Here is a 24,436-nt window from a genome sequence, read left to right as displayed (position 1 = left end):
CCCCTTAAAATCTGTATGACTTTAAAGGGGCTATGTCCTTATCTAGATACAATGCTTTCTGGTAATTCTACATAGTTCTTTAAGACGTCCCGAATTTCATCTTGCAATTCTTGTGATGGAACATCCATTGGTAAACGAAGTACCGGCTTAATTTTCCCCATCATACCGAGCGCTGCTTTTACAGGAGCTGGATTTGTATCCTTAAATAACACATCATTGAGTGGCATAAGCTCATAATGAAGAGTTAATGCACGTTTTATGTCTCCTTCATTCCACGCATTATAGACTTCTGCAACTTGCTTTGGAGCAACGTTCGCAGTAGCACTAATATGCCCCGCGCCACCAATTGCTAACATTGGATAACAAAGCAATTCAATGCCGGAGAACAAGAGAAAATCTCTTCCACAATGCAGAAGAACACGATTAATATGTTCAAAATCTTTATTTGACTCTTTTATTCCAATAATATTGGGACAATCTTGATTTAACTTCGCAATCGTTTCCACTTGTAAATTGACAGCTGTTCTTCCTGGGATGTTATAAATAATAATCGGAATATCAACAGAATCCGCGACAGTTTTAAAATGTTTGTACAATGCGTGCTGCGATGGCTTATTATAATAAGGCACTATAACAAGCGCTGCATCCGCTCCAATTTCTTGTGCCTTTTTTGTCAAATACAAGGTTTCTTCATGATTGGTAGACCCCGTCCCCGGTGCGAAAGGAACTCGCCCATTAATTGCCTTTGCCGCCGTTTCCATTACCTTTACACGTTCCTCGACCTTTAAAGAGCTTGGCTCGCCCGTTGTACCTGTAACAGAAATACCATGGCTCCCGCTTTCAATATGCCAATGAATTAAGTTTTCAAATGTTTGAAAATCAATTGCACCGCTCTCGTCAAATGGTGTAATAATTGGGGCGATCGAACCTCTCAATTTTTTCTTTGCTTCTGCGAATTTATCCATTCTTTCGTCTCTCCTTTTTCATTTCTACTTCTTTACGCATTGCACAGTTCCTCACTTTCAAATTTCTAATTAATCAGAAAATTCATTACATTATTACTCTATCACGTGATATCATAGATGAAAAATACTAAAAAAATTTGCATTCCATACGAAAAAAATATAGTGATCCATTGGGAGGGAATCAGTATGGATATTAGGCAACTTCGTTATTTCTACACAATTGCACAAGAGGGGCAAATCACCCGGGCAGCTAAAAGACTCCATATGGCACAGCCTCCATTAAGTCAGCAATTGAAATTGCTAGAACAAGAACTCGGCGTTCAATTACTAGAAAGAAATGGACGAAAACTAGAACTTACTGAAGCTGGACATGTTTTATTTAAAAAGACAAAGGAGATTCTTACTCACTTCCATGAAACTATTACTGAAGTAAAAGAAGTTGGAAGTGGTCTCAAAGGAACCTTATCGATTGGTTCTGTGAAATCCGCTTTCTCTTATATTCCAGACAGACTACGTTCCTTCCACGAAACATATCCGCTCGTGACATTTCGCTTGCAGGAAGGAGATTCATTTCGCTTAGCACAACTTATAAAAAATCGCGAAATTGAACTCGCGATTGTCCGCCTTCCATTAGAGATGGAAGACTTTGCTTCCCTATCGCTACCTGCAGATCAATTTGTTGCTGTCATGCCGAATGATAAGGCGGATAACCGGTCAATGATTTCTATGAAAGAACTCGCCAAGTTACCTCTTATGCTACTCCAGCGAATTAAAGGGTTCGGTCTTTACGAAAAAGTTCTTGAAAACTTTCAAAAGCATGGTTTAAAACCAAATATCATTTGCGATTGTCCGGATGCTGCTATGCTTCTTTCACTCGTTCGATCCGGCATTGGGTGCACATTACTCCCGAAATCAACTCTCATTGCACTTCCTTTAAATGGTATAAAAATGATGGATATTGAAGACTCGACTATTACATCTGACTCCGCAGTGATTTGGTTAAAAAATCGTTCCCTTTCCAAAGTCGCCCTGCATTTCCTTGAAACCTTTCGCAATCCATCTCTTTCATAAGGAATAATGCTCAAGACAAAAACCCTATTTTTGATTGACAACCAAAAATAGGGTTTTTGTTTTACAATTGCTTACTAATTAACACAATCATAACGATAATGCCAATGAACATCACAACTAAGCAACCTATTAATTTATAAAATCCTCGCTTTGTCAATGTATTGCCTTGTATATCCTTCCGAACGAAGAAATACACCGCTAACATTAAAAGTACACCTAATCCTAAAACATACATAGCTTGCATTTATCTCATTCACCTTTCTCGCTTTCACTTTAATATGTTTTGGTACAAATCACAAATGAAAGAAAGATTGTACTAATTGTTAATGCCGCTAAAATGATAAGAATGCAGTAAAATTTTAATCAGTGGAGGCTTTCTTCATCCTTCACCAATCAGGGGTTGCGGATAACCCCCATCTTCCTTGCTTCTCTCTGAATCTTGAAGCGGACTACAACATTCCTTTTTGATGAATTCATTTCATTCGTTCATCTATCTATATCTTTCATCATGATTATTTTCAATTCAAAATGGAATGATAAACATAATAAATGTTCGTTATATTCATTCCCTTGTCATAAGAAAAATTAATATGTCTATATGCCTTTTATCTTTTTAAAATATTTCATTTCTTATCATTTACAAATAAAATGAGCCATGGCTTTTTAGGATTTTTTGCTATTTTTGCAAAAACAAACGATTTATACGCCATTTTCAATTTATAATCCTCCTTTATAATCAAATACTTCCTTTTTTCTTTCATTATTTAACACTATCGAAATAAAGTTTGTGGTAAATTCAAAATTTTTCATTTTTTATACTATATTCTGTTATATTGTTGTATAATATATTTGTAAGCGCTTATTATTCTAATATACATAATCCAAACGACACTCTAACTAAAAATTCTAACAATTATTTTTATATTTCATCGTAATACTACTTGTTTGAAATACAGGCGTATCAGATGAAATCACCTATTTTTTCCTGAAAATTAATTTATAACATGAAAGATTAACTTAGGTGATAAGTAATTGTGAATGTTTTTTTACAAAACGGATAAGTAATAATGTTTGGTATTATGTAAATTATTGTAATAACATAAGAGTAAAGTTAACATTTACATTCATTACTGGTTCATCAATTATGAAAAGAGTGAAATGCATCCTTTTCACATAAAGAAAGGAATATATGCATTGGGAGGTTTAAACAAATGACGAGGAAGAATACAGCGACAAACCCTTGGGCCAAATTCCATGGTCCGAACCTTGGCTATGTTATTGAACAGTATGATCGTTATATGACGAATGAAGGTTCTGTTGATCCGGAATTACAAGAGCTTTTTGAAACGTTCGGAGCTCCTACGTTCCAAGTGGATGTCGTAACAGGGGACAACAAAGAAACAAATTTTTCTCCTCAAAGTACAGGAAACATTGAAACAATTTTGAAAGCTGTGCAAGTTGTCGAGAATATCCGTTCGTTCGGTCATCTATCTGCCCATATTAATCCAATGGAAGAACCGCATGATGGACAATCTCTCATTGAGACAATGATGCGCGAATTAAACGATGTAGATTTGAAAGCGATTCCAGCGAAAACAGTATGGCCAGATGCGCCAAATGATGTTCACACAGCTCTTGATGCAATTCATAGATTAAAAGATGTGTATACAAAGTCCTTAGCCTATGAATTCTCTCATATACAAGATAGCGAAGAACGTACATGGTTGCATCAAATGGTGGAATCAAATTCCTTGCGTCAACCATTATCAAATCAAAAACGAACTGCTCTCTTAAAACGCTTAACAGCCGTTGAAGGTTTCGAGCAATTCTTGCATAAAACATTCGTTGGGCAAAAACGTTTCTCTATAGAAGGCGTCGATATGCTTGTACCTGTATTAGATGAAATGATTGCTGAAGGTGCAAAAGCTGGCGTTGAAGATGTCATGATTGGTATGGCTCATCGCGGCCGTCTCAGTGTTCTCGCTCACGTATTAGAAAAACCATATAGTCACATGTTTGCTGAGTTTAAACATGCAACGATTCAATCTGACGATAAAACGAACCATAATGCTGGCTGGACAGGAGACGTGAAGTATCATTTAGGTCGCGAACAAGTTGTTGGTAATGAAACAGTTCGTACACGTGTTACATTAGCAAATAACCCAAGTCACCTTGAATTCGTCAATCCTGTTGTAGAAGGCTACGCACGTGCGGCTCAAGAAAATCGTAAAAAAGCCGGTTATCCTGAGCAAGATAGTTCAAAATCTTTCGTCATTTTAGTTCATGGAGATGCAGCTTTCCCTGGTCAAGGTATTGTATCTGAAACATTGAACTTAAGCAGATTGAACGCTTATCAAACTGGTGGAACCATTCATATTATCGCAAATAATACAATTGGTTTTACAACAGATAGTTATGATTCTCGTTCTACAAGATATTCAAGTGACCTTGCAAAAGGCTTCGATATTCCAATTGTTCACGTAAATGCAGATGACCCTGAAGCTTGTCTGGCAGCGGCAAACCTTGCGATTCAATATCGCCTACGTTTCAAAAAAGATATTTTAATCGACTTAATCGGTTATCGCCGCTATGGTCATAATGAGATGGATGACCCAGCCGTTACACAACCACAAGTTTATAAGAAGATTAAAAACCATCCAACTGTCAGAGCTATTTATGCTGAACAATTGAAAGCGGAAGGTGTTTTAAGCTCTGATGAAGTGGAAACAATTACGCAATTTACACAAGAGCAATTAAAAGCGGAATATGCACAAGTGCCACCTGCTGATACAAGTGAAGCAGCGATACATGTGAAAGTTCCAGATGTAGTCGCAAGAGGTATTCAACCAATTGACACTGGTCTTCCGCTGGAAACGCTTCGTGCGATTAATGAAGGGCTCTTATCTTGGCCAGAAGGCTTTAACGTTTATCCGAAAGTGAAGAAAATTTTAGAACGCCGCCGAACTGCTTTAGATGCAGATGGTAAAGTGGAATGGGCACTAGCTGAATCATTAGCATTTGCTTCCATTTTACAAGAAGGAACGCCAATTCGTTTAACTGGTCAAGATTCACAGCGTGGTACATTTGCACAACGGCATATTGTACTACATGATACAGAAACAAATGAAACATATTCACCACTGCACCGTTTACCAAATATTAACGCATCTTTCTCTGTTCATAACAGTCCGTTATCAGAGGCTGCTGTTGTTGGTTTCGAATATGGTTATAATGTGTTTGCTCCAGAAACTCTTGTGATGTGGGAAGCACAATACGGTGATTTTGCAAATACAGCTCAAGCATTATTTGACCAATATGTTTCATCTGGTAGAGCAAAATGGGGACAAAAATCAGGTCTTGTTCTCCTTCTACCACACGGTTATGAAGGGCAAGGACCAGAGCACTCTAGTGCACGTCCAGAACGTTTCTTACAATTAGCTGCAGAGAATAACTGGACTGTTGCAAACTTAACAAGTGCGGCACAATATTTTCACATCTTGCGCCGTCAAGCTTCTATTCTTGGTACAGAAGCGGTTCGTCCATTAGTGATTATGACACCAAAAAGTTTATTGCGTCATCCACTTACAGCTTCTACAGGTAGCGAACTAAGCGAAGGATGTTTCCAACCTGCACTAGAGCAAGAAAAACTTGGTACAAAACCAACGAAAGTAAAACGCCTTATCTTTACGACTGGTAAAATGGCAATTGATTTAGCAGCTGAGATTGAATCTGGTAAACATGAGTACAATTTAGATGAACTTCATATCGTTCGCATTGAACAATTGTACCCATTCCCTGCTGAAAAAGTTCAATCCATTATAAAACGTTTTAAAAACTTAGAAGAAATCATTTGGGTTCAAGAAGAACCTCGCAATATGGGCGCATGGCATTACATGGCTCCAATCTTATTCGAACTTGCTGGCGACAAATTGAAAACAGGATATATTGGACGCCCAGACCGCTCTAGCCCATCTGGCGGCGATCCACATGCTCATAAAGCTGAGCAAGAACTCATTATTGCTCATGCTTTAGATACAAACTATAACTTTCGCCAAGATAAACAAGAAATAGAAGTGTATAGTAACTGAAAAAGAAAGTGATTTCTGGCTTACTGAGGTAGCGTTTCATCTACCTCAGTAAGCTAAAAAACTTGGAGATTACCGTAAAAGAAAACACACCGTTAGGCAAATAAGGGGAGGACATTTAAAATGATTGAAATTAAAGTACCTGAGCTTGCAGAATCTATTACAGAAGGAACTATTTCGCAATGGCTGATCAACGTAGGCGACAAAGTTGAAAAAGGTGGTAGCGTTGTTGAGCTAGAAACTGATAAAGTCAATGTTGAAATCATTGCAGAAGATTCAGGTATTGTATCAAAACTATTAGGAGAACCTGGAGATACAGTTGAAATTGGCGACGTCATTGCAATTTTAGATGAAAATGGTACAGCTGCAGCAAGTACACCAGCTGCTCCAGAACAACCAAAAGAAGAAGCTCCAAAAGCTGAGGCTCCAAGCGCTGCGCCAAGTCAAACAGCATTACAAGGTCTTCCAAATACAGACCGCCCTATCGCATCACCTGCTGCTCGAAAAATGGCACGTGAATTAGGCATCGATTTAAATGAAGTGCGCAGTACTGATCCACTTGGCCGCATAAGACCACATGATGTACAAGCACATGCTGCAGCTCCAAAAGCAGAACCAAAACAAGAAAAAACAAGTCCAAAACCAGCTGTAACAACTGAATTTGACAAACCAGTTGAGCGCGTAAAAATGTCCCGCCGCCGTCAAACAATTGCAAAACGACTTGTCGAAGTTCAACAAACATCTGCTATGTTAACAACATTTAACGAAGTTGATATGACTGCGATTATGGAATTACGTAAAGAACGCAAAGAAGCATTTGAGAAAAAACATGATGTTCGTCTTGGCTTTATGTCATTCTTTACAAAAGCAGTTGTTGCAGCATTAAAACAGTTCCCACTATTAAATGCTGAAATTCAAGGCGACGAGCTTGTTGTTAAAAAATTCTATGACATCGGTATCGCTGTAGCTGCTCCAGATGGATTAGTTGTTCCAGTTGTACGCGATGCAGATAAATTAAACTTTGCTGAAATTGAAAGAAATATTCGTGACCTAGGTAAAAAAGCTCGTGACAATAAACTTACATTAAAAGAACTACAAGGTGGCACATTCACAATTACAAACGGCGGTGTATTCGGTTCCCTTATGTCAACACCAATTTTGAATGCTCCACAAGTCGGTATTCTTGGAATGCACAAAATTCAAGTAAGACCAGTTGCAATTGATAACGAGCGTATGGAAAACCGTCCAATGATGTACATTGCTTTATCTTATGACCATCGTATTGTCGACGGTAAAGAAGCTGTTAGCTTCCTTGTAGCAGTAAAAGAAATGCTTGAAGATCCAAAATCATTATTATTAGAAGGTTGATAGACTTTCTAGATGATAGAAACCAGATGAAAGCGGAAAATCTTTCATCTGGTTTTTTATTTAGAAATCTCCATTCTTTCCGCACTCATAACGGACAATTTATGATACATACACTGATAATGTATGCCTAAAATATGCGATGATTAGGAGGTAATGTAATGAGTAATTTCTCGCCTTCTGCAAAGCTGAAAATGAATCAAGATACCTTTTTCCTTCCCGATTCAGACGGAGGTGTCTATTTTCGAAATAATGTCAGCTCATTTCGGATGCAAGGAGATGGCATCTACGAATGGATTGAAAAATTAATGCCGATGTTTAACGGCAAACATACACTGGAAGAACTAACGAACGGACTCCCCCTTCCTTATCAAAAAAGAGTATTTGAAATCGGTGAGCTTTTATATACAAATGGTTTTGTTCGCGACGTCAGTCAAAATGCTCCGCATCAACTAGATGATACACTCTTAGAAAGGTATGCATCACAAATTGAATTTTTAGAGGCATCGTCTCACTCTGGCGCCTTACATTTTCAGACGTATCGGCAGGCAAACGTGTTAGCGATTGGATCTGGCCCTATGCTTATCTCACTAGTTGCTTCTTTACTAACATCTGGTTTACCTACGTTTCATTACTTAATTACGGATCGAGATGCAACAAACTTAGCGAGACTAGACGAACTCATCCAAGAAGCACAATCAGCAGATCAAGGTGTCTCTGTTCAGGAAATCGAGACGACGATAGATTGTTCCTTAGCAGAAACTTTCGAGCCTTTCGATTGGATTTTATATGTATCTCAAAATGGGAATATCGACAAACTACGTCTACTCGATTCCATTTGCCAGGAAGAAAAGAAAAACTTTATCCCTGCTATTTATTTAGAACAAGTTGGCTTAGTCGGACCCATCATCACTTCTGATTGCAGACAATGCTGGGAATCTGCATGGCATCGCATGCATGAAACAGCTCTTCATCCAAACGAATGGGAAGATTCCTTCTCTCCTATCGCTGGTGCCATGCTAGCAAATGTACTTGTTTTTGAGCTATTTAAAGAGATTACTGGAGCTTCAAATCGAGAAACAAACGGCCAATTCTTTTTACTCGATTTAGAGACACTTGAAGGAAATTGGCATTCTTTCGTTAGACACCCCCTTACAATAAACAATTGTGTAACATTCGAACTTTTAACAGAGATCGATAAGAAGCTAGAACAAGATGCCAAGCGCAATCATTCCCATGAACTTTTTCGCTTTTTTGACAAGCTAACTTCTAGAACATCCGGCATTTTTCATATGTGGGAAGAAGATGACTTACAACAACTTCCTTTGTCACAGTGCTATATTCAAATCGCAGATCCATTATCAGAAGGACCAACAGCACTCCTTCCTCCCATTATTTGTAGTGGATTCACTCATGATGAAGCGCGGCGCTCAGCAGGTCTAACCGGAATTGAAACATACGTCTCCAAAATGATTGACTTTCTCCTTTCTGAGCAAGAAGAGTTTATTGGAATTGGAGCTGGAGAAACGATGACAGAAGGTATCTACCGCGCATTTCAGCATTATTTCTCACATCAGTTATGTATGAGGCAAACAAGCAAACCGGAAGAAATAATTCCTTTAGAACTTACTGAGATTGCTGATAAACAGTGCCGCTTTTATTTCGATGCGCTTCGCATCGCATGCGAAGAACCTACAATTGGAATGGCTGAAAATTTATATGGATTTCCCGTCATTTGGGTTCAAGCACATCATAAGTGGTATGGTAGCGCTCACTTCAACGTAACTTTGGCATTAAGGAATGCATTACAACAAGCTCTGTCCCATTTTCAAAACGAGGAAGCTCCTTATCAGTCTAATCTATTATGGAATTCCTCTATCCTCATGCTAGATAGAGAACCATGTAGAATCGAAATCCAAACAGAAGAAGTCACTCCAAATCTTTCCACTTTGCAAAATGCTTTACAGAAATTAAAAGAACAGGATCTTTATCCATATATTCTTGATTTATCTATTGAACCATTCCTTAAAGAAGGTTTAAGCGGTGTTTTCGGTGTGGTTATAAAAGAGGAGGTAGACGAATGCTAGATTTTCAATTATTAATTGTCGGAGATGGCGTACTTGCAGATTGTGTAGATAAGCAATTGTCTGCTCACTACCCGATCTTTCGTCAACATACACTGGAAGAATGTATCCCAGAGCATACTCGTCTCGCCCTTGTACTACATGACGGATCCCCTCTTTCCATTCATCAGCAAGCTGAAGAACGATTTCGATCCGCCCATATTCCATGGCTTCGCGCCTTTACTTCATTTGGGGAAGGAATTATCGGTCCTTATGTTACACCGAATCAACCAGGATGTTCTCAATGCGCTGATGCAAGGCGATTTACAGCCGGATTCGACCAAAAAGAGATGTGGGAATTACAACGAACATATTCTTTCCAAACAGACCAAATGACAAAGCGGGATATATGTGCTACACCAATCGGGCTGCTGCACATGTCCTATCTTATTCATGCTGAAATCGAGAACATACAGCGAGAAGAGCATACCTCCTTATCAGATGAACTCATATTCCTAAACTTACAAACGTTCCAATCTTCACGCCATTCATTTCTTCCAGACCCTCTCTGCCCAGTATGCGGGACAGTGCCAAATGATTCTGAAGAAGCTGCTATTCTGCAATTCAAACCAAGTTTGAAAACGAACAGCGACAATTACCGTTGCCGCTCCATACACGATTTAAGCATATGTTTAAAGAAAGATTATTTAAATCAGAAAACAGGACTGTTAAATGGCAAAATGCAGCATTCCCTTCTGCCATTTGCTGATGTCATTGTCAATATGCCTTTAATATTAGGAAATGAAGGTGTTGCCGGACGGACACATTCATTCAAAATAAGTGAAGCAACCGCAATTTTGGAAGGCTTAGAGCGCTACTGTGGAATGGCTCCGCGCGGGAAACGGACAAATGTTTATGGGAGTTACCGAGACTTTGAAAATATCGCGATCAATCCTCTTACAGTTGGTGTACATACAGATGAACATTATAATCGGGATGGATTCCCATTTAAACCATTTGATCCTGATCATCCACAAAATTGGGTATGGGGATACTCACTATTACAAAATCGCTCCGTTTTAGTTCCAGAATCACTTGCTTATTACAGCTTGGGACATAAAGATGCTTTTGTCTATGAAACTTCAAATGGATGCGCGATTGGCGGCAGTATAGAAGAAGCTATTTTCCACGGCATTTTAGAAGTGATAGAACGCGACTCTTTCTTACTAACTTGGTATGCACAATTACCCTTACCGCGCATCGATCTCCGTTCTTCAGAGGATATAGAATTACAACTTATGATTGCTCGAATGCAGGCGATTACAGGCTATGAGTTACATGTATTTAATGCAACAATGGAACACGGCATCCCAAGCATATGGGCAATCGCTAAAAATACGAGGAAAAGTGGCATGAATCTCGTCTGTGCAGGTGGTGCTCATATGGATCCTGTGCGCGCTGTAAAAAGCGCAATTCATGAACTAGCCGGTATGTTACTCATTATGGATGAAAATCTTGAAACAAATCGAAAAACATATGAACAATGTTTACAAGACCCTTATCTTGTGACAAAAATGGAAGACCACAGTATGCTATATGGATTACCAGAAGCGGAAGAGCGCCTTCAATTTTTATTGAACACTCATCAGCCGCTACAAACATTTAAAGAGATGAGTTATTTAAAATCCATCGATAAAAATTTAACATCAGATTTATCCCATCTTTTAACTCGATTGCATCATGCAGGCCTTGATGTTATTGTCGTTGATCAAACTGTTCCACTTATAGAGAAAAATGGGTTATCTTGTGTAAAAGTACTAATTCCCGGCATGTTACCGATGACATTTGGGCATCACTTAACCCGTATAACCGGTCTAGAAAGAGTATTGACTGTACCAATGAAACTAGGATATGTTGATCAGTCTCTTACATTTGAACAGTTAAATCCACATCCGCATCCTTTCCCATAATCTACTCTCCCCCACCAACTTATGTTAGTGGGGGATCACTATGAAGGAGGTTCATTCGAAATGCAACTAGATACATTTCTTCATCATTTACATTTTTCAGTCGATGAAATTATGCCTCACAATCAAGAAGTAAACTGGGAAGATGCCCCGCTTCCCTATAAATTATACCGCGGGTTACCCAGTATTCCCCTTTCTCTAGAAGTCCCATTAACAGTAAGAAATCAACAGATGTATAACAGCCCTACTATCACAAATATTGGTCATTTTCTTTGGTATACATTTGGGTTAACAAAGGTATGTCAACCTTCTGTTGAACATAACGTCAATATATTTCGAAGATTTCTCCCCTCTGGGGGTGGATTATATCCAAACGAATTATATATCTATTTAAAGATTGAAGATTGCCCACAAGGAATCTATCATTATGATGTTGCGCATCATCGGCTTCTCTTACTTCGCGCTGGAAACTTTGACTCTTATCTTGAAAAATCACTTGGCGATCGCTGTGACATATCGGATTGCTTTGGCACTATCTTTGTTTCGACAATGTTTTGGAAAAACTTCTTTAAATATAATCATTTTTCCTATCGACTCCACAGTCTAGATACCGGTGTTCTTATCGGACAATTACTGGCGTCCTCCAAACAATTTGGCTATACAACTGGCGTATATTATCAATTTTTAGATCGGGCGATCAATCATTTACTTGGACTTTCTGAAGAAGAAGAGAGCGTATATGCTATTATTCCTTTATCTAATGAATCTACTTGGCGCAATCCTCTAACAATACCAAACGTCACGTCTAACGATTTATTGGAGCAACTCCCTATTTTGCAACATAAACACTTTGTTCGTTCAAAACATGTGACTGAATATCCAATGATTCTAAAAATAAACGAAGCCTCTATGCTCGAAACAACTGAGCAATTTCGAACATTACGAAACGAAGCAATTACTACGTATGGTAAAGACAGTTTCTCTCTTCCTAAAGTAGAGCAATTATCTTATGATTTTAGAGTTGTTTGCCAAAAACGTTATTCACCAGAGTCTGATTTTTTCTTAACAAAACTGAATGTCACTGAACTTGCTACTTTATTGCAAGAAACAGCTTCTTCTTTTTTTTACCAAAATGACATAGATAATAGCGACAAGAATCCAAAAGCACGCGTTTCCTTGTACGGCTGCTTTTCTCATATAGACGGTTTACCTAGCGGGGCGTATTCCTATAATAGCGACGCTCATGCACTAGAATCCATTGCTCCTGGAGATCATCGTCATCTCCTGCATTCAAGTCTAACAATAGATAATGTAAACTTATATCAAGTCCCACTTTGTCTTCATGTTATCGGCAATACAGACTATATGAAAGATACATTTGGATATAGAGGGTACCGCATACAGCAAATGGAAGCTGGTATACTTGTTCAAAAGCTCCTCTTAGCTGCCACTGCAATGGGCATGGGTGGTCACCCCCTTTTAGGTTTCGATGTTAATCTTTGTGATCAATTATATAAAATTGATGTAACGCAAAAAACGACTCTCATCCAAATTCCAGTTGGTTTTTCTCGACCACGCAATTGGTTAAAAGGCAACTTGCATAGCTAAAATCTGCCGATGTAAATGCTAAAAGTCGTAGTACATGAAATTATATCGGTGCAACTGGTACTTTTATCGGCGATTGTACACCATATATCGGCGCAACTTTAAAAATATCGGCGATTCGACAGAGAATATCGACCGCTCGACAAATAGTGACAAGCGCCTTAAACCCCTCTTACCAATCGAAAAAAGCAGACGTTGTTTCGTCTGCTTTTTTCGTTAGATTAATTTAAAAATGCTCTTAATTTGTCTTGCAAATAGCCAATTTTTCGAACCACAATTATCATTTAAGCTATCTAATAAAATAGATCTTCCATTAGAAAAATTCAGTTGTAATGTTGTATTTTTGTCATTTGTTTTTAAATTTACGTCTGTCATATCGTCATACTTTAGTTTTTCCACTTCAATATACTCTTCTTTTGCTTGTCCAATTACAACATGATCTTGGAAGAAAAAGAATACTTCTACTTTTTTCCCAAAGCAAAATACATGCTTCGGATAAATTAATGTAGCATTATCAATTCCAATGCATAATTCTTTTAATTCTTGAATAACTTCTCCAAAGTCCTCTTCATGTCGTTCGTTTGCTTCTTCAATCCACTCTTCTACTGTTTTTAAATTAATTGCCATTTCTAATCCTCCTGCATGAACACTAGCGCTTCTTCATTATATAAAAATGAATACTATATGAAAATATAATCGATAAATACTATATTTTTCAAGAGTGAATATGAAAAATAGCCTTTCGATAAGAAGTACTATTTCGCGCGCCGAGCTGCTTGTTGGATTGGATCCCACACGCTATTATAAGGTGGTGCATAGCTTAAATCCACATCTTCTAAGTCATGAATACTCATCTTATGAAAAAGCGCCATTGCGATCACATCAATTCGCTTATCCACACCTTCCGCTCCAATTACTTGTCCCCCAAGTAATTGTTTCGTATCTGAACGATACAATAATTTCACATGAAGCGGCGCCGCGTTCGGATAATAACCAGCGCTGCTTGTCGAATCTACTTTTACCGTTTCATATGGCAAATTCAATCCGTTTACTTCTTTTTCATTTAAACCGGTTCTTGCAAGTGTAAGTCCCATAAATTGAATGATTCCTGTACCAAGCGTTCCTTTAAACGCTCTTCGTTTATCAACCATATTTAATCCCGCAAGTCGTCCTTGTTTATTCGCAGTTGTCCCGATTGGTATATGATCTTGTATTTCTTTTATGACATGATAATGAGTCGCGCAATCCCCAGCTGCAAACACATCTTTCACATTTGTTTGCATATAGGCATTTACTTCTATCGCTCCTTTATGATTTACACGTATATTCGTTCCTGCAAGAAAATCTGTATTGGGCTTTACTCCTACTGATACTAAGACAAGATCCGTTTCATATGTCCCTTTATCTGTTTCAATTTCTTCTACTTTTTCATTCCCTTTAAAAGCTTTCACATTTTCATTTGTTAAAATTTCAATTCCATGCTTCTCTGCTTCCTCATGTATATACTTTGCCATATCCGCATCATAAATTGTACCAACATGATCGTTTCTTTCAATCATTCGCACCGCTTTTCCAAGTTCTACAAATGTTTCCGCCATTTCAAGACCAATCGCTCCACCACCGATAATTGTCACTCGTTCCACATTTCTCTCTTTTAACGTCTCTAATATGTGATGAGCATCTGGAATCGTTTTGAGAAGGTGAATGCCTTGTAAATGAGCCCCTTCCCAATCTGGCATAACAGGTCTAACTCCTGTTGCAATTAATAAGCGATCATATTCGTATTGAAATTCCTCTTTTGTATCTGTATGTATTCCATGCACCATTTTATGTTCCGTATCAATCTTTGTTACTTCATGGTGTACTTTTGCATCAATCCCATACTTATCACGAAATGTTTTCACATCGCGTGCAATTAATTTTTCCGTAGAAGAAATTGCCCCGCTTATTACATAGGGGAGTCCGCACTGGGCATACGAATAAATTTCTCCTTTTTCTAACGTAATCACATGTGCATCTTTATCATTTCTAATAATTTGCATCGCCGCACTCATACCAGCCGCATCTCCACCAATAATTACATACTTCACTATATCACTCCTTCATTTTACTCTACTCTTTACATTTTCCAGATTTTCTACAAATAACACCTTTTTCTTATACAAAGTATAATATTTGCTTTCTTGTTTCACCAATATCCTGCTCTTTCCATTCAAAAAAGGTACAAGCGCATCATCGCTACTGTACCTTTCACATTAAAAAATTCATAAACCAGTTAACAGATGAACGATTATTTTCAAATAAGACCAAAATACAAGCCATCCTGCAATAAAAATAAGAATATTTGCGATAATCAATGTATAAACTGGATCTAATCCACCTCGATCTAGTCTAAATATCGAAACAATAATCCCTACATCCATAAGTGTTACAGCCATTCCTAAAAATAACATAGTTAGAAAAATAGTTAAAAAGCTAAATAAAAATGAAAGAATGAGCATCGTAACAACTGGTGTTGCTACTGTTCCCCATACTCCTAACGTCTCCCAAAAAGAAAAAGATGACTGCATCAACTTACCACTTATAAAAATAATAAATCCAATAAAGAGGAATAAAACAAGGAGAAAGAAAAAGATTTTAATAGATTCTCCTAACAATGAAGGAGACGGTGTTTCAGGCATAAGACTCATTGTCATCCATGTCGTCTCATTCATAATGCGATAGAAAACAAGCGTAAATAAAAAACAAATAAAAATAAGACTTGTTATTCCATTTCTCCCTTCAATGGATCCACTTTTCATAATGGCTGAAGGAGCTTTCATTGCATTTTTAAAGAAATGAAAATACCCGCTTACAAATTCCTTTACTTGCTCTCGCACTTCATTGGTTCGTTTTTCTAAATTGTCATTTCTTCCCGCTTGTTCTTCTGCAAGCTCGGTTAAAGCATGCCCGCAATACCCACAAAACTTTGCATGAGCGGTATTCTCCATATGACAATTTGGACATGTCATTCCATCTCCCCCTTTATATGCATGTTCTAAGCTGCTATAAGATTAATATATGTAAAGGAAGACAAAACATGCTCTAGCAATTTGTAAACAAAGTGATATGATAATAAATACTATTATAAATAGATTGGATGAAACATATGGAACTTGTATACTCAATTGTTCATATACTTTTTGTAAGCTTTATACAATTATTTTCATTAGTGGGGATGATTATTATAGTTGGTTTCATTCTTGGATATTTAGAATCACGAACTCGAACTTATTGGACGAGAGCTTTTGGTAGAAAGGGATTCCTTTTAACAGCATGGATTGGCGTTCCCATTCATGAACTTGGCCACGCTCTCATGTGCCTTGTATTTCGTCACCAAATTGTATCTATACAGCTATTTCCTACGAATGTAAGCAATGGGCGTTTAGGATATGTAAGACATCAATATCACCCAAGAAGTGTTTATCAAAGAATAGGAAACTTCTTTATTGGAATTGCTCCCATTTTTTCAGGAATGGCCGCTTTCATTCTATGTATGTATTATTTTGTCCCAGACTCTTATGATTTATTTATAAATGTGCTAGAAACACACACACAATCAGCTTCTATCAATATGGAAATGGTGCAACATATTTGTTTCTCATCTATCATTTTATTGAAAAGCTTATTTACGATAAATAACTTATCCACTCCATCTTTTTGGCTCTTTCTCTTCATTGCAATATGCATCTCAACACATATTGCTTTAAGCAAATCCGATATAGAAGGCTCAATAGATGGATTGATTACGCTGTTCGGATTTCTTCTTTTATGCAATAGCATCGCTCATTTGTTTCATTACGATCGTCATACGCTAATAGAAGGAATCGTAAAATACAATATGTATATGCTCGCTTTTTCAAGTATAACCATTCTATTTTTATGCATTTCTATGCTGATCAGCTACTTGTTCTATAAAATAAAAACATATTAACAAGGCACATCACGATGTTGGAATGTGCCTTGTTTAGTCATTAGCATCACTTTCTACCTCTATAGTTACACTCCTCCACAGGGGCAAGAGCATGCCCATTCTCGTCTGTGCACCATGACTGTGATTGAAAGGCAAGGAAAATACCAGCCCACTTGTCTTGTTTTTCAAAATGAATCAATATCCCGCCATCTTGCCATATGCCATCATCCTTTTTCCACTTTTCCACATTCCCTTGATTCATATGAATATCATGGATACCATTTCCTGGTTTAAAGTGAAAATAAGCATCTGGCGTATTTTCTTCTGGCCCCCATCGCTCTCCAAATGCATAAATAGTTGCTTCTTCGACTATTGCTCGTTTTATATACTGTTCTATTTTTTCATTTAAGTCATTGTTGGCGCCTGATTTCTCTGGTGGTAAAGGAATCATTTGTCTTGCATCAAACAACTTCCCTCTCACATAATCCAATGCAACTTTCGGTTCGTTCTGCTTCACCTTTGTAAAACCAAATGGCAAGCTTAGTAAAATGGTAATCGCGTCTGATTTTATATTCTCGCTTGCGAAATATAGTACTTCTGATGGATACCTTTGTGACTTCACATTAATCGCAATTCGATAATCCACTCCTTGTTCACCTTGTAAATGGACTTGATAATGAGGTGTTTTCCCTTTTCCACTCCTAGACTGTATTGCTTTTCCTTTTAATACACCATAGTTTTTTAGCGGCACGGGGATCCTCTCCTCTTTGTTTAATAGAAACGTTTGTTCTTTTATAAATTATTCATTGCAAAAAGAAAATCCTCCTGTGGCAGAGGATTTTTTCAAATAATTTATTAGAATATATACCAAATAAGGACCTCGATACCTACAATCAACACTGCGCCGAAAATCATGAGTGTTGTTTTCTTCAATAACTCATTTTCGCGAAATGGAACATTACATAAGTAAGCTCCAAGTGTAATCCGCGATGGACAGGCAATGGTTGCTACTGATGATGCCGTATTTTGTAGACTTGTAACATATTGCCATGGCAATCCTACGTTTTGTGCTGTTTGCATTTGCAGGTTAATAAACATCGCATTAGATCCAGCATTGCTTCCTGTTAAAAAGCCGCCAATTCCACCGATGAAAGGTGCTACAAAGACAAATAACGTTCCAAATGTATTTCCTGCTACATCTGCTAACAAGGAATGCATCCCTGCGGCTCCCATTAGTTCTGAAATGGCAATAAACATTGTCGTTGTAATCGCAAACGGAATCCATTGTTTTACCGTTTGAAATAATGATTCTTTTATAATCGCAGATGGTACACGAAAGACAAAAATAGTAAACAAACAAGTAACACCAAGCCAAAATCCCGGGGAATATAGTAGTTCTAGTTTATAAGAGTAAGATGGTAAATTTAAAACAGCGTAAGATTGTAATGTATGATGGAAAGTAGGAACGAGGCGAGATAATAAAATACAAGCTGTTAAAAAGAGATAAGGACTCATAATCTTAACAATGGAAGGCCCCCGCTCTATCGTTGCTGCATGTTCTGATAACATTCTACTCTCTTGCTTCGCGGTCAGTTTTATTATGGTCAAACCACATGCAATCGTTACAATTGAACTTAAAATACCGGCCAACTCGACACTTACATATGCATTTGAAAGATAAATAGAAATAGAAAATAAGAGAAAAAAGCCGAGTCCTTCTTTCCATTTTTGTTTCACTGCTTCCCATCCGCCAACAACATATAAGGAAAGTACAATAAAGTATGCAAAGAAAGGAATACTGAACAGTGCTGTGCTAGTTCCAAACTGAACGAGCGATATATGAACAAGCTGTGCTCCAATAATGGTTCCCGTTGCCATCGCTCCCCATGAACTTGCTAGTAAACCGATAAACGATAATAAAACAGCTTGAAACGGCTGATAACCGAGCGAAAGAAAAATAGGTGCCGCTACCATAAAACCGATGCCAAATCCACTGACTGATTCAATAAGCGGGCAAATGCCAAAACACATGAATAACATTTGTAGCAAACGATCTTTTGTCACTTGTTTAATAAACTTTGCCGCTTGATTAATATATCCCATTTTGTTCATGAGGTGAAATAAAAGAATACCAAAAAACAAAACATATCCGACGATAAAACAAATTAATCCACCCTTAATCGTTGCATGCACTACTTCCCCGATTTGCAGACGAAACATCGGTGTTAATAACACGATGCCCGTACAAATAGCATAAGAAATTAGCGATGCTTTTAATGATGTTTGTTTAAACAGAAATAAACAAATAAAAATCATCAGAATCGGAATAAGGGCTAGTAATACATCCATATTATCATCTCATTTCTTATAAGGTACAATTGTAACCATTATATAACAATTGTCAGAATATTCAATTCTAAGAGTGATACATTTTCAAAAGGGGCTCCTAAGCAGGTAGCCTCTTTTGTCGTTATGTGTCGTTGGTCGATATTCTCTGTCGAAACGCCGTTATTTTTTGATTTGCGCCGATATATGGTGCACAATCGCCGATAAAAGTGCCGTTTGCGCCGATAACCATGTTCATTGCCAATTTCACTTACTCTTCCAATATCATTTCGAGCAAGATCAACTAGCATAATATGCTCTGCCCGCTCTTTCTCATTTGTTAGTAATTCCTTTGCCCTTTCTACCATTTCACAAAATTCTTTTTCTGTAATAGAAGATGTAAAAGATAAAGAGGCTTTTTCTACTTCAACTTGCTCTTCTAATTCACTAAATATATCACGTTTGAAACCTTGTAATCTTTCACATACTTCTTCATAAGAGGTCGATTCTTCTTTTCTGCACACATATACAAACCATATCTTCTGTTTCACATGATCATAGACGACATATTCACGGTATAAAAGAAGATGAACTTCTGGAATATGGATGGGATCATATAATTCCTTACCGATATTTTCATATTGCCGAACGACGTCATACCCAACATATCCAACTGCTCCCCCGCAAAATGGGAATGGGCCCTCAACTTGATACAGTGCAATGACTTCTTTTAGTACATGTAATACCTGTCCTTCAAACTGCCTAGTATGCCCCTGTATTGTCAGTTCTACTTGTCTTCTATTGCTTTTCCCCCTAAGTAAGAATAACGCCCTTTATCTTGATACAACTGTGAACTCTCCAATAAAAATTTCTTGTCTCCCTTCATACGGCGATATAAAGAAATAGGCGTCATACAATCTCCTTCTGCTTCCTCAATTACGAAAAAGGGGCATTCTTGTCGTTGTTTCCTCATAAACTCCTCTTTTGTCATCATACCTTTCACCTCTGTCTTAAAATAAAAAAGCCCTCTACATATCGAAATATGTAGAGGGCGATAAATTTACCGCGGTACCACCTCATTTGGATGTAAAAAACATTCCGCTTTATTGAGGTACAAATCTATACCTTATCCTTGTAACGGCGGAACCCGGGTTGCCTACTTATCTCTGTTCAGCAAACCTCTCGTAAGCCCATTCCGCATCTGGCACCGCACTGGGCCCCCGCCTATCCCAGCTCTCTGGAACGTCTCCATCATGCGGACTCTTCTTACTCAGCGATTTCACTTATTTACTATTTCCATACAAAAAGGGAGTACTCATCCTATAAAAAGGACGGGTACTCCCGTGGTACCACCTTCATTCGTTACAATTGTAACATACTTAACCGTATCAAACATAATACGTGTCTCTTATATCGATGAGATCATGTCGCCAAAGCCTACTTCTTTCGGTTCGGTTTGGAAGCTCCGAAGTCCATTCCATACTGATTTGCACCATCCATCAGCTCTCTGACATGTTCATAATATATACTCCTCTTCATCAACGCTTATATTTTGTTAAGTTGCATTTGTTATAATTCTCATTTTTCTTATAAGTCGATACCTTTTAAAAAATTTTATTTTTTCATTCATTCAATATTATATTGACAAAACAACCTATTTTTATGTAAATATAATAAATACTCTATTAAAACAAAGGTTTCATGTCAGAAAATTGTATATTCTAAAAGTAAAACCTTATCAAAAAACGCTTACATTTCTGAAAATTCGTATTTATATGTGGATTTTCTACCATAATCATGCTAGATTATAAATATGTAAATTCATCAACAGACATTACAAAAGGAAGGGGAACTACATGAGTACGCAGATGTTAACTTTAACTTCGATCTCTATCTACATGCTCGGGATGTTACTAATTGGCTATTTCGCCTATAAACAAACATCCAACTTAACAGATTATATGCTTGGCGGGCGTACACTAGGCCCCGCAGTAACAGCCTTAAGTGCTGGAGCATCCGATATGAGCGGTTGGCTTTTAATGGGCTTACCCGGTGCAATGTTTAGCGTTGGATTAAGCAGCAGCTGGATTGCGATTGGCCTAACACTTGGCGCATACGCAAACTGGATCTATGTTGCTCCTCGCTTACGTATCTACTCTGAAATTGCAAATAACTCTATTACTATCCCAGAATTTTTAGAACATCGTTTCCACGACAAATCTCATATGTTACGACTTGTATCTGGACTTGTTATTATGATTTTCTTTACTTTCTATGTAGCTTCTGGATTGGTTTCAGGTGCGGTCTTATTCCAAAATTCATTTGGTATTAACTATCATATTGGATTATTCATTGTCGCAGGTGTTGTTGTCGCTTACACATTATTTGGTGGTTTCTTAGCAGTAAGCTGGACAGACTTCGTGCAAGGTATCATTATGGTAGTAGCACTTATTCTTGTTCCAACCGTAACAATCATGAATGTAAATGGACTTGGTTCTGCATTTCATACCATTCAATCCATCGATCCAACATTGTTAGATATATTTAAAGGTACTTCTGTATTAGGCATTATATCCTTATTTGCATGGGGTCTTGGTTATGTTGGACAACCTCATATTATCGTACGCTTTATGGCTATTTCTTCTGTTAAAGAAATTAAAAGCGCACGCCGAATTGGTATGAGCTGGATGGTTTTCTCTGTTATTGGAGCTATGTTTACCGGTCTTATTGGTATTGCTTATTATTCAAAATATGATTTAACATTAGCTAATCCGGAAACAATTTTCCTTGAATTAGGACGGATTTTATTCCATCCACTCATTACTGGATTTTTATTAGCCGCCATTTTGGCAGCAATTATGAGTACAATCTCATCTCAACTTCTCGTTACTTCAAGCGCAGTAACAGAGGACTTATATAGAACATTCTTTAAACGTTCTGCTTCTGATAAAGAACTTGTTTTTGTCGGTCGTATGGCGGTTCTCATTATTGCACTGATCGGATGCGGATTGGCATATAAACAAAACGATACAATTCTAGCACTTGTTGGATATGCGTGGGCTGGTTTCGGCTCTTCATTTGGTCCTGCTATTTTATTAAGTTTATATTGGAAGCGCATGACAAAATGGGGGGCGCTAGCTGGTATGATTGCTGGAGCGGCAACTGTTATTACATGGACGCAATTTCCATTTTTAAAAGACTTCTTATATGAAATGATTCCAGGGTTCGCAGTCAGCTTGCTTGTCATTGTGGTTGTCAGCTTATTCACAACACCTTCAAAAGAAGTCGAAAAGCAGTTTGAAGAATTTGAGAAAACTGCATAAGCAACAAATAAGAACCTCCCTCTTATAAAGGTGGAGGTTCTTTTCATCTCGTGGGTACTTCGACAATTTTCTTCCTTAAATTAACAAATTCTTTATGTTTCATTAAATGTACCATAACACTCTTCCTTTATAGTATGACTATCGATACTTATACAGAAAGGAGACTTCCACATGCTGGCATCTTTACAACCGCAAAACATAAGAAAACTTGCACCTATCACAAATACTTCTGCTTCCTGTCTCAACATCCAACGAAACTTTTCCATCACTCCTTCTGTTGTTCCCGTAATTGGTGTTCATATACAAAAACAGAAATTGAAGATCAAAGCTGGACAAAGCATCGAATTATCAGCTTCTGTTTTGCCAGAGAGCGCAACTAATAAAGAGGTAATATGGACAAATATGAACTCGAACATTATCACATTATCTCCAAAAGGAAATACGGTCACCATTACAGGAAAATCAGCTGGAAGAGCCGTCATTATCGTAACATCGACTGAAGGAAAGTTTCGTGATTTATGCATCGTACACGTACAACCGTATATGACAAATCCAAATTAAAAAAAGCGGTTTTCAAAAGCCGCTTTTTTTAATTTGGATTTAAGGATTTTTACTTTTCACTAAAGAAAGGTAATGATATAGAAATAATTGGTAGTATCCCTAAGATCATTCCAATGTTATAAATGAACTGAACTACAAAAAGAGTCATTCCACTATATGATATTTTTTTACACTCTAAAAAGATTCACCATACCTCATATCAGTATAATGAATCTAGCACTTACAATTCTTGTGTATATACAGCTTCGTTCACTGGCCCTTTTGATCTTCGCTTTTGTTCTTGTAATAAGAAAAGAAATACACCAAATAGGACAAAGACGCTGCCGATGATTTGCATACTATTTAGCTTTTCTCCAAGTAAGAAAAATGCAAGTATCGATGCACCAACTGGTTCTCCTAATATGCTCATTGAAATCGTCGTAGCATTCACGTAATTTAGCAACCAGTTATTAATCATATGCGAAGCTGTTGGTACAATGGCAAGTAAAAGAAAAATCCACCAGTCCCATGCTGAATATCCTGTAAATGGTACATTCATCACTATGTTATAAACGGCCATAAAAAGACCTGCAAATGTAAAAACAGTAAAGCTATAAATCCAATGCGATACTTTCTTCACCGTTGTTTGACCGATAAATAAATAACCAACGACTGCGATGACACTTAAAAATGATAAAAGATCTCCTAGTATCGCTTTCTTACTTAATCCTAAATCCCCCCATCCAATACACATGACACCTAAAATAGCAATTCCCATCGTGATTATTGCTGAATATGTTGTTCGTTCCTTAAATAGAAAGAAACCGCCTACTAAGGATACAATGGGCTGGAGTGCTAAAATGATTGTCGCGCTTGCAACTGTTGTCAACTTTAAAGAGGCAAACCATAATAAAAAATGCAGCGCTAAAAAAAATCCTGATCCGATTAAAAAATACCAGTCTTTCTGTTGAATTCTGTGAAATTCTTCCCTTTTCCTCCACGCAATAGGTAGCATAATGAAAGTGATAATCCATAAGCGATACATACTTAAAATAGAAAATGGCGCTGAAGACATCTTCACGAAAATAGCTGCAAATGAGATTGCTATAATAGAAACTGCTAATGGCAGTGCGATTGATTTATCCTTTTTCATATGAATTGCCCCCTCCCTCTAT

At 37.5% G+C, this 24,436-nt stretch carries 17 protein-coding genes, 2 pseudogenes and 2 other annotated features; of the genes and pseudogenes, 9 read left to right on the top strand and 10 right to left on the bottom strand.

Annotated features, from left to right (window positions below):
- Positions 1-38: 38 nt before the first annotated feature.
- The gene (hpaI, locus tag MR059_RS11465) at positions 39-965 is read right to left on the bottom strand and encodes a 2,4-dihydroxyhept-2-ene-1,7-dioic acid aldolase (RefSeq protein ID WP_011984048.1); all 927 of its coding nucleotides are present in this window, start codon (positions 963-965) and stop codon (positions 39-41) included.
- 186 nt (positions 966-1,151) lie between these two features.
- Between hpaI and MR059_RS11460 the strand changes: the two genes are divergently transcribed.
- On the top strand, positions 1,152-2,036 hold the full coding sequence (locus MR059_RS11460) for a LysR family transcriptional regulator (protein WP_011984047.1): 885 nt from the start codon (positions 1,152-1,154) through the stop codon (positions 2,034-2,036).
- A gap of 61 nt (positions 2,037-2,097) precedes the next feature.
- Here the strand turns inward: MR059_RS11460 and MR059_RS11455 are convergent, their stop codons facing one another.
- Positions 2,098-2,280 (bottom strand): DUF3976 domain-containing protein, encoded by a 183-nt coding sequence (locus MR059_RS11455; protein ID WP_011984046.1) that lies wholly within the window; start codon positions 2,278-2,280, stop codon positions 2,098-2,100.
- Positions 2,281-3,247: 967 nt separating this feature from the next.
- Between MR059_RS11455 and MR059_RS11450 the strand changes: the two genes are divergently transcribed.
- The 5 genes from MR059_RS11450 to MR059_RS11430 all read left to right on the top strand — a co-directional run bounded on the left by MR059_RS11450 (position 3,248) and on the right by MR059_RS11430 (position 13,124).
- Positions 3,248-6,124 (top strand): 2-oxoglutarate dehydrogenase E1 component, encoded by a 2,877-nt coding sequence (locus tag MR059_RS11450; protein WP_011984045.1) that lies wholly within the window; start codon positions 3,248-3,250, stop codon positions 6,122-6,124.
- A gap of 120 nt (positions 6,125-6,244) precedes the next feature.
- Positions 6,245-7,489 carry a 2-oxoglutarate dehydrogenase complex dihydrolipoyllysine-residue succinyltransferase gene (gene odhB, locus MR059_RS11445; RefSeq protein ID WP_011984044.1) on the top strand — a complete coding sequence of 415 codons (1,245 nt, stop codon included), beginning with the start codon at positions 6,245-6,247 and terminating at the stop codon, positions 7,487-7,489.
- 158 nt (positions 7,490-7,647) lie between these two features.
- Complete coding sequence (locus MR059_RS11440) at positions 7,648-9,573, top strand: putative thiazole-containing bacteriocin maturation protein (protein WP_011984043.1); 1,926 nt, start codon at positions 7,648-7,650, stop codon at positions 9,571-9,573.
- Positions 9,567-11,519, top strand: a complete 1,953-nt coding sequence (locus MR059_RS11435) for a TOMM precursor leader peptide-binding protein (protein ID WP_048722343.1) — start codon at positions 9,567-9,569, stop codon at positions 11,517-11,519. The genes MR059_RS11440 and MR059_RS11435 overlap by 7 nt, the downstream gene beginning before the upstream one ends.
- Before the next feature lie 60 nt (positions 11,520-11,579).
- Positions 11,580-13,124, top strand: coding sequence for a SagB family peptide dehydrogenase (locus MR059_RS11430; RefSeq protein ID WP_011984041.1), 1,545 nt, complete (start codon positions 11,580-11,582; stop codon positions 13,122-13,124).
- A gap of 213 nt (positions 13,125-13,337) precedes the next feature.
- On the opposite strand, the gene MR059_RS11425 is transcribed toward MR059_RS11430, so the two are convergent.
- From MR059_RS11425 to MR059_RS11415, 3 genes are all read right to left on the bottom strand, one after another.
- Positions 13,338-13,748: a DUF3908 family protein gene (locus MR059_RS11425; RefSeq protein WP_011984040.1), complete on the bottom strand. Its 411-nt coding sequence runs from the start codon at positions 13,746-13,748 to the stop codon at positions 13,338-13,340.
- A 128-nt stretch (positions 13,749-13,876) separates the two neighbouring features.
- Entirely contained in the window at positions 13,877-15,211 is a 1,335-nt protein-coding gene (locus MR059_RS11420; RefSeq protein WP_011984039.1) for an FAD-dependent oxidoreductase, read from the bottom strand.
- Between the two features lie 174 nt (positions 15,212-15,385).
- Positions 15,386-16,132, bottom strand: a complete 747-nt coding sequence (locus MR059_RS11415) for a zinc ribbon domain-containing protein (RefSeq protein ID WP_011984038.1) — start codon at positions 16,130-16,132, stop codon at positions 15,386-15,388.
- Positions 16,133-16,260: 128 nt separating this feature from the next.
- Here MR059_RS11415 and MR059_RS11410 point away from each other — a divergent pair, with 128 nt between their 5' ends.
- A complete protein-coding gene (locus MR059_RS11410; protein ID WP_011984037.1) occupies positions 16,261-17,094 on the top strand; it encodes a hypothetical protein in 834 nt (277 codons plus the stop codon).
- Positions 17,095-17,140: 46 nt separating this feature from the next.
- On the opposite strand, the gene MR059_RS11405 is transcribed toward MR059_RS11410, so the two are convergent.
- The 3 genes and pseudogenes from MR059_RS11405 to MR059_RS11395 form a co-directional block, all read right to left on the bottom strand.
- Entirely contained in the window at positions 17,141-17,824 is a 684-nt protein-coding gene (locus tag MR059_RS11405; RefSeq protein ID WP_011984036.1) for a DUF2278 family protein, read from the bottom strand.
- 104 nt (positions 17,825-17,928) lie between these two features.
- On the bottom strand, positions 17,929-19,422 hold the full coding sequence (locus tag MR059_RS11400; RefSeq protein WP_011984035.1) for an L-lactate permease: 1,494 nt from the start codon (positions 19,420-19,422) through the stop codon (positions 17,929-17,931).
- 233 nt (positions 19,423-19,655) lie between these two features.
- Positions 19,656-20,392: pseudogene (locus MR059_RS11395) on the bottom strand (chorismate-binding protein); the annotation flags it as partial.
- Between the two features lie 50 nt (positions 20,393-20,442).
- Positions 20,443-20,681: a binding site (T-box leader), on the bottom strand.
- Between the two features lie 41 nt (positions 20,682-20,722).
- Positions 20,723-20,949 (bottom strand) — a binding site (T-box leader).
- Between the two features lie 305 nt (positions 20,950-21,254).
- On the opposite strand from MR059_RS11395, the gene putP reads away from it, so the two are divergent.
- Positions 21,255-22,721, top strand: coding sequence for a sodium/proline symporter PutP (gene putP, locus MR059_RS11390; RefSeq protein ID WP_011984034.1), 1,467 nt, complete (start codon positions 21,255-21,257; stop codon positions 22,719-22,721).
- 171 nt (positions 22,722-22,892) lie between these two features.
- Positions 22,893-23,282: an Ig-like domain-containing protein gene (locus tag MR059_RS11385; protein ID WP_011984033.1), complete on the top strand. Its 390-nt coding sequence runs from the start codon at positions 22,893-22,895 to the stop codon at positions 23,280-23,282.
- 58 nt (positions 23,283-23,340) lie between these two features.
- Here the strand turns inward: MR059_RS11385 and MR059_RS11380 are convergent.
- Both MR059_RS11380 and MR059_RS11375 read right to left on the bottom strand, forming a co-directional pair.
- Positions 23,341-23,436 (bottom strand): annotated as a pseudogene (locus tag MR059_RS11380) (FtsW/RodA/SpoVE family cell cycle protein); the annotation flags it as partial.
- 66 nt (positions 23,437-23,502) lie between these two features.
- Positions 23,503-24,414, bottom strand: a complete 912-nt coding sequence (locus MR059_RS11375; protein ID WP_011984032.1) for a DMT family transporter — start codon at positions 24,412-24,414, stop codon at positions 23,503-23,505.
- Positions 24,415-24,436: the final 22 nt, after the last annotated feature.

Origin of the sequence: Bacillus cereus group sp. BfR-BA-01522, assembly GCF_022662635.1 — a bacterium.
Taxonomy (GTDB): domain Bacteria; phylum Bacillota; class Bacilli; order Bacillales; family Bacillaceae_G; genus Bacillus_A; species Bacillus_A cytotoxicus.
Note: the sequence above shows the minus strand (reverse complement) of the source record. Positions and strands in the feature narration are given on the sequence as shown.

What these genes read in the sequence shown, in the direction of transcription:
- MR059_RS11430 (WP_011984041.1), top strand. Translation starts at nt 11,580, where the DNA reads ATGCAACTAGATACATTTCTTCATCATTTACATTTTTCAGTCGATGAA.
- MR059_RS11440 (WP_011984043.1), top strand. Translation starts at nt 7,648, where the DNA reads ATGAGTAATTTCTCGCCTTCTGCAAAGCTGAAAATGAATCAAGATACC.
- odhB (WP_011984044.1), top strand. Translation starts at nt 6,245, where the DNA reads ATGATTGAAATTAAAGTACCTGAGCTTGCAGAATCTATTACAGAAGGA.
- MR059_RS11435 (WP_048722343.1), top strand. Translation starts at nt 9,567, where the DNA reads ATGCTAGATTTTCAATTATTAATTGTCGGAGATGGCGTACTTGCAGAT.
- MR059_RS11375 (WP_011984032.1), bottom strand. Translation starts at nt 24,414, where the DNA reads ATGAAAAAGGATAAATCAATCGCACTGCCATTAGCAGTTTCTATTATA.
- MR059_RS11450 (WP_011984045.1), top strand. Translation starts at nt 3,248, where the DNA reads ATGACGAGGAAGAATACAGCGACAAACCCTTGGGCCAAATTCCATGGT.
- MR059_RS11410 (WP_011984037.1), top strand. Translation starts at nt 16,261, where the DNA reads ATGAAACATATGGAACTTGTATACTCAATTGTTCATATACTTTTTGTA.
- MR059_RS11425 (WP_011984040.1), bottom strand. Translation starts at nt 13,748, where the DNA reads ATGGCAATTAATTTAAAAACAGTAGAAGAGTGGATTGAAGAAGCAAAC.
- MR059_RS11400 (WP_011984035.1), bottom strand. Translation starts at nt 19,422, where the DNA reads ATGGATGTATTACTAGCCCTTATTCCGATTCTGATGATTTTTATTTGT.
- MR059_RS11385 (WP_011984033.1), top strand. Translation starts at nt 22,893, where the DNA reads ATGCTGGCATCTTTACAACCGCAAAACATAAGAAAACTTGCACCTATC.
- MR059_RS11415 (WP_011984038.1), bottom strand. Translation starts at nt 16,132, where the DNA reads ATGACATGTCCAAATTGTCATATGGAGAATACCGCTCATGCAAAGTTT.
- MR059_RS11455 (WP_011984046.1), bottom strand. Translation starts at nt 2,280, where the DNA reads ATGCAAGCTATGTATGTTTTAGGATTAGGTGTACTTTTAATGTTAGCG.
- putP (WP_011984034.1), top strand. Translation starts at nt 21,255, where the DNA reads ATGAGTACGCAGATGTTAACTTTAACTTCGATCTCTATCTACATGCTC.
- hpaI (WP_011984048.1), bottom strand. Translation starts at nt 965, where the DNA reads ATGGATAAATTCGCAGAAGCAAAGAAAAAATTGAGAGGTTCGATCGCC.
- MR059_RS11460 (WP_011984047.1), top strand. Translation starts at nt 1,152, where the DNA reads ATGGATATTAGGCAACTTCGTTATTTCTACACAATTGCACAAGAGGGG.